At 54.1% G+C, this 4,914-nt stretch carries 6 protein-coding genes and 1 pseudogene; all 7 read left to right on the top strand.

The features are described 5' to 3' along the window. Positions 1–496, top strand: a pseudogene (locus N512_RS24850) (hypothetical protein); the annotation flags it as partial. A gap of 113 nt (positions 497–609) precedes the next feature. Continuing rightward, the gene (locus tag N512_RS0115850; protein WP_025010847.1) at positions 610–942 is read left to right on the top strand and encodes a hypothetical protein; all 333 of its coding nucleotides are present in this window, start codon (positions 610–612) and stop codon (positions 940–942) included. A gap of 5 nt (positions 943–947) precedes the next feature. Beyond that, a complete protein-coding gene (locus tag N512_RS0115845; RefSeq protein ID WP_028780959.1) occupies positions 948–2,420 on the top strand; it encodes a protein adenylyltransferase SelO in 1,473 nt (490 codons plus the stop codon). A 16-nt stretch (positions 2,421–2,436) separates the two neighbouring features. Continuing rightward, positions 2,437–2,730, top strand: coding sequence for a DUF3630 family protein (locus N512_RS0115840; protein ID WP_025010848.1), 294 nt, complete (start codon positions 2,437–2,439; stop codon positions 2,728–2,730). Then, positions 2,727–3,728 carry a serine/threonine protein kinase gene (locus N512_RS0115835; RefSeq protein ID WP_028780958.1) on the top strand — a complete coding sequence of 334 codons (1,002 nt, stop codon included), beginning with the start codon at positions 2,727–2,729 and terminating at the stop codon, positions 3,726–3,728. The genes N512_RS0115840 and N512_RS0115835 overlap by 4 nt, the downstream gene beginning before the upstream one ends. A gap of 159 nt (positions 3,729–3,887) precedes the next feature. Further along, complete coding sequence (locus N512_RS0115830; protein WP_028780957.1) at positions 3,888–4,499, top strand: thiol:disulfide interchange protein DsbA/DsbL; 612 nt, start codon at positions 3,888–3,890, stop codon at positions 4,497–4,499. 178 nt (positions 4,500–4,677) lie between these two features. Continuing rightward, positions 4,678–4,914, top strand: a 237-nt coding sequence (locus tag N512_RS24710; RefSeq protein WP_037475281.1) for a hypothetical protein, incomplete at its 3' end; no start/stop codon positions are given.

Below are 4,914 nucleotides of genomic sequence, written 5' to 3'. Positions count from 1 at the left end.
GCCAGAGCCAGAGCCAGAGCCAGAGCCAGAGCCAGAGCCAGAGCCAGAGCCAGAGCCAGAGCCAGAGCCAGAGCCAGTCAAGGCGGCTGCGCCGGATATCAGTTGGGGCAATATCACCCTCAAGCGGGCGATGGAACAGTATCAGGCCTCTGAAGGCGCTATCGAAGCGCATGATGCTTTACTGGCCGTGATAGGTGAATGCTACAAGCAGCGGAAAAACAGCAAGTATCTGCAGTTGGGGCAAGAGTACGATACCGCATATAGCGCCCTGTTTGCCGCCAGTCGGGAGAAAGTACTCAGCAAATCACCCAAGGCCGAGTTCAAGGGCACAGGTTTTATGCAGCTCTCTACCCTGTGCAGCGATGCAGGTCGTTTCGATGCCGCCATAGCTCTGTGCAACAAGGCGATTGAATATGGGCTGGAAGATGGCACAGTTACGGGCTTTGAAGGTCGTATCAAGCGGATAGAAAAGGCCAGGGATAAAGCCTCAGCCTGAGTACAAAAGCCGATTCAATGTGTAGAATCAAGCAAGGAGTGAAGGGCAAAGTGCTTTTTCACTACTTCCCAAGCGAGCCCGCGGGTTCGCTTTTTTATTGATGGAGAGCCGCAATGAAACCAGCGACTTTATGGGTTGCCCTCACTTCGCTGTTGCTGCTGGCAGCCTGCAGCAAGCAGCCGCAATGGACCCTGTTTTACTATCCGGATACGGATATACAGCAGCCGAATAGAGATAAGTCGGACGTCGAGCCGCAAACGGCCGAGACGTTGGATCGTTACCACGCCATTGCCGGTTATTATCAAACCCTGCAGCAGTGCCAGGACAAGGGCAGAGGCATGCAGCGCCTCAATGAGGGCAAGGGCAGCTTCGAGTGTGGTCACAACTGCCGTCTCGACGACAGGGATATGATAATCTGTGACCAATGGCACAATAACGGCCCATAAGGGACATGAAACTTAAACAGGATTACTTCACCCGCCTGGCGGGATTTTACCAGCAGGTACTGCCTGCCGGGCTACCTTCGCCCCATTGGTTGGCCTGGAGTGATGATGCGGCGGTGCTTTTGGGCTTGGCTGGCCCCAATGAAACCCTGCTGCAGCAACTCGCCGGCAACCAGAGAATGCCGGGCGCCGAATATTACGCCCAAGTCTACAGTGGACATCAGTTTGGCGGCTACAGCCCCAGGTTGGGCGATGGCCGTTCGATCATTCTCGGTGAGGCGCAGGGGCCTGACGGTGCCTGGGATTTGGCCTTGAAGGGCGCGGGACCCACGCCTTACTCGCGTCACGGTGATGGCCGTGCAGTGATGCGTTCTGCGGTGCGCGAGTTTCTGGTTTCCGAGGCGCTGTATCATTTGGGCGTGCCCACCACCAGGGCGCTGGCGGTGATCGGCTCTGAGCTGCCGGTGTGGCGCGAGTCGCTGGAAAAAGGCGCCATTACCGTGCGCCTGGCCCGTAGCCATATACGTTTTGGTCACTTCGAGTATTTCTGTTACAGCGAGAAGGGTCAGGCCGACAAGCTCAAGCAGCTGCTCGATTTCACCCTGAGCCAACATTATCCCCAGCTCAGCCTGGACTATGAGGGCTACAAGGCCTGGTTTGCTCTGGTGGTACGTGATACCGCGCGTATGATAGCCCACTGGCAAGCGGTGGGCTTTGCCCACGGGGTGATGAATACCGACAATATGTCGATTCTCGGTGACAGCTTCGACTTTGGCCCCTTCGCCTTCCTCGATACCTTCAAGGAAGACTTTATCTGTAACCATTCTGATCCCGAGGGACGCTACGCCTTCGGTCAGCAACCCGGCGTCGGCTTGTGGAACCTGCAACGTTTGGCGCAGGCGTTGACGCCAGTGCTGGCTTCCGATGATTTGATAGCCGCGCTCAATAGCTATCAGCATGAGTTAGTGCAGCAATATCTTGGTTTGATGCGCGCCAAGTTGGGGCTGGCACCTTTGGCCGAAGATTTAAGCCTTGATGCCCGGCTGGAGCAGGACAACAAGGACCTGGCGCTTATCGGCGCCTTTACCGGCTTGTTGGAACAAAACGCCTTGGACTACACCCAGAGCCTGCGCCGCTTTGGCGAGCTGGATCCCAAGGCAGAAAACAGCAGTCTGAGGGATGATTTTATCAATCGTCAGGGCTGGGATGATTGGCTGCCCGAGTACCGGTGCCGTATCGATACTCGCCAGGGACTTGAGCAGTGGCAGGCCGAGCGCCGGGCCCACAACCCCAAATATATCTTGCGCAACTATTTGGCTCAGGAAGCGATCATTGCCATCGAAGAGGAGGGCAATACCCAGCCGCTTGAGCAGTTGCACCAGCTCCTCAGACGCCCGTTCGATGAACAGCCTGAGATGCAGGAGTATGCCAAGCGACCACCGGATTGGGGTAAGGGGTTGATCATGTCCTGCAGTAGTTAAGAAATAGGATTAAAAAATGCAGTATCAAAATCTTAGCTTGGATCCCGAGCATAAAACCCTGTCGATGACGGCCGGGGTCGAGTTCGAAGCCTTCGACAGCTTTGCCGAGCCCCTGTGCCGGGCGCTCGATGCCAAGGTGCTGGAGCGGCAATGGGGGGCTGATCGTCACCAATGGCTGCTGGATTTTGAAGGCAGTCTCTTGTGGCTCAACTATGAGTTCTACGGTGATGTATGCTGGTTGAGCTGCCAGAGTGAACAAGACTGGGATGTGTTGGTATACCTGAAGCATTTACTGGAGTCACAGGCATGACAGAAAAGCAGGCCACGGCGGCGTTTCATTATCGGGATCTTTCCCCTGAACTGATTTTGGATGCCATCGAAAGTCTGGCGATTTACCCCGAGACGGGGCTAACGCCACTCAACAGCTATGAGAACCGGGTCTATCAGTTTCGTTGCGATCGCGGCCAGAGGTACGTGGTTAAGTTCTATCGCCCCGAGCGTTGGACCGATGCCCAGATTTTGGAAGAGCATGAATTTACGTTCGAGCTGGCCGAAGCCGAGATCCCCATTGCCGCCCCAGTGGTGCTCGACGGCTGCAGTCTGCATCACTTCAAAGAGTGGCGTTTTGCGCTGTTTCCTTCCATAGGAGGTCGCAGCTTTGAGGTGGACAACCTGGATCAGATAGAGGGCGCCGGCCAGTTTATCGGCCGTTTGCACCAGTATTCCCGTGGCAGCCTGTTTAAGCAGCGTTTGAACCTGACGCCGATAACCCTGGGGACTCCGGCGCTGGAGCAATTGCAGTGCACAGAGCTGATCCCGAACGCTTTGCGGGAACATCTGCTCGAGGCGGCGTTAAGCCTCTTCTCTGAGCTGCAGCGGCGTTGGCAAGGTATCGAATACCAGAGTATGCGTCTGCATGGCGATCTGCATCCCGGCAATATTCTCTGGACCCCCAATGGCCCCGGGTTTGTCGATCTCGACGATGCCTGCAACGGCCCTGCGGTGCAGGATCTGTGGATGATGCTGTCCGGCGACAGGCAGCAACAGACGTTGCAGTTGGAAGTCTTGCTGGAGGCCTACGAGGCCTTCTCCAACTTCGATACCAAAGAGCTGCAGTTGATAGAGCCACTCAGAGCTCTGCGAATGCTGCATTACAACGCCTGGCTGGCCAAGCGCTGGGACGACCCCGCGTTTCCGCGCCACTTCCCCTGGTTTGCGACCGAAGAATACTGGCTACAGCAGTTGCAAGCCTTTAAAGAACAGCAACAGCGCCTGGATGAAGCGCCACTGAGTCTTATTCTTTATTGAGGCTGCATCGAACGAGTGCCGGGTGTTGAGGATATGGCCGCCCGGCATTTGGATTTAACAAAAAGGGAACTCAGAGCTTGAGTTCGACTCAAAAAGAAGATTATGTTATTCAGCAACTCCAGCAGTGTTGGCTGAAATTTTAATAAACAAGGAACTCCAATGAAGAAAATCCTGATGTTGGCGGCGGCATTTTTGCTGCTTCCCCTGGCGGCCACAGCGGCCCAGTACAAAGAAGGCGTGCATTATACTGTGGTTAGTGAAGGCCCCGCCTCCGCCAAGCCTGAAATCACAGAGTTTTTCTCTTTCTACTGTCCTCATTGCTATAACTTTGAAAAGAACGTGATCCCCAAGCTGAAGGCTCGTCTGCCCGAAGGTGTGGCTTTTGAGCAAAACCATGTCGACTTTATCGGCCGCGAGATGGGTGTTGAGATGTCCCGTGCCTTTGCCATTGCCGAAGTACTGAAGGTGTCTGATAAGGTCAATCATGCCATGTTCAGCGCGATTCAGGACAAGAAGCAGCACTTCACCAATCGTGACGACATCAAGGCTATCTTTGTTGCCAATGGTGTGGATCCCAAGCAGTTTGATTCTGCGGCCAACTCTTTTATGGTCAACAGCATGGTGGCCAACATGAAGCGCAACACAGAAAACGCCAAGATCTCAGGTGTTCCTGCGCTGGTGGTGAATGGTAAGTATCGGGTTGAAACCGGTGCCATCAAGTCTTATGACGAGATGTTGGATATTGCTATCTATCTGACTCAGCTGAAATAATTTAGCATCTAAATACAAAAAAGGGCCTTAACGGCCCTTTTTTGTTACCCGGAAAACAGCTGGGCATAAAGCAAAAAAAAAGGTTCATCGCAGATTAGCGTGGACTGGAAATGAAAACGGTTGGAGAGTTATTGTTTAGTCGCCAAACAAAAACAATGACCAACCCCAACCGTTCTCAATGTCGAATATTACCTTCCCCATTGCGCTCTGGGAAGGCTTTGAAGCCGTCCATACCGAGCAAAATCAACAAACCCTCATCATCCACCTAAAGCCGATTGATAACGGCCACTGTGCTTGCGGCAAACCGGCTAAGGCTGTTCACGACGCTTCACTTCGCAGCGTATCGGAACGAACCATACTGGCGTTTCAGGTTCAGTTACGGCTACCCGTCCGCCGTATTCTTTGCCCTGATTGC

The organism is Shewanella sp. 38A_GOM-205m, from assembly GCF_000518445.1.
GTDB lineage: Bacteria > Pseudomonadota > Gammaproteobacteria > Enterobacterales > Shewanellaceae > Shewanella > Shewanella algae.
This window is presented reverse-complemented; position numbering and strand designations above follow the sequence as displayed.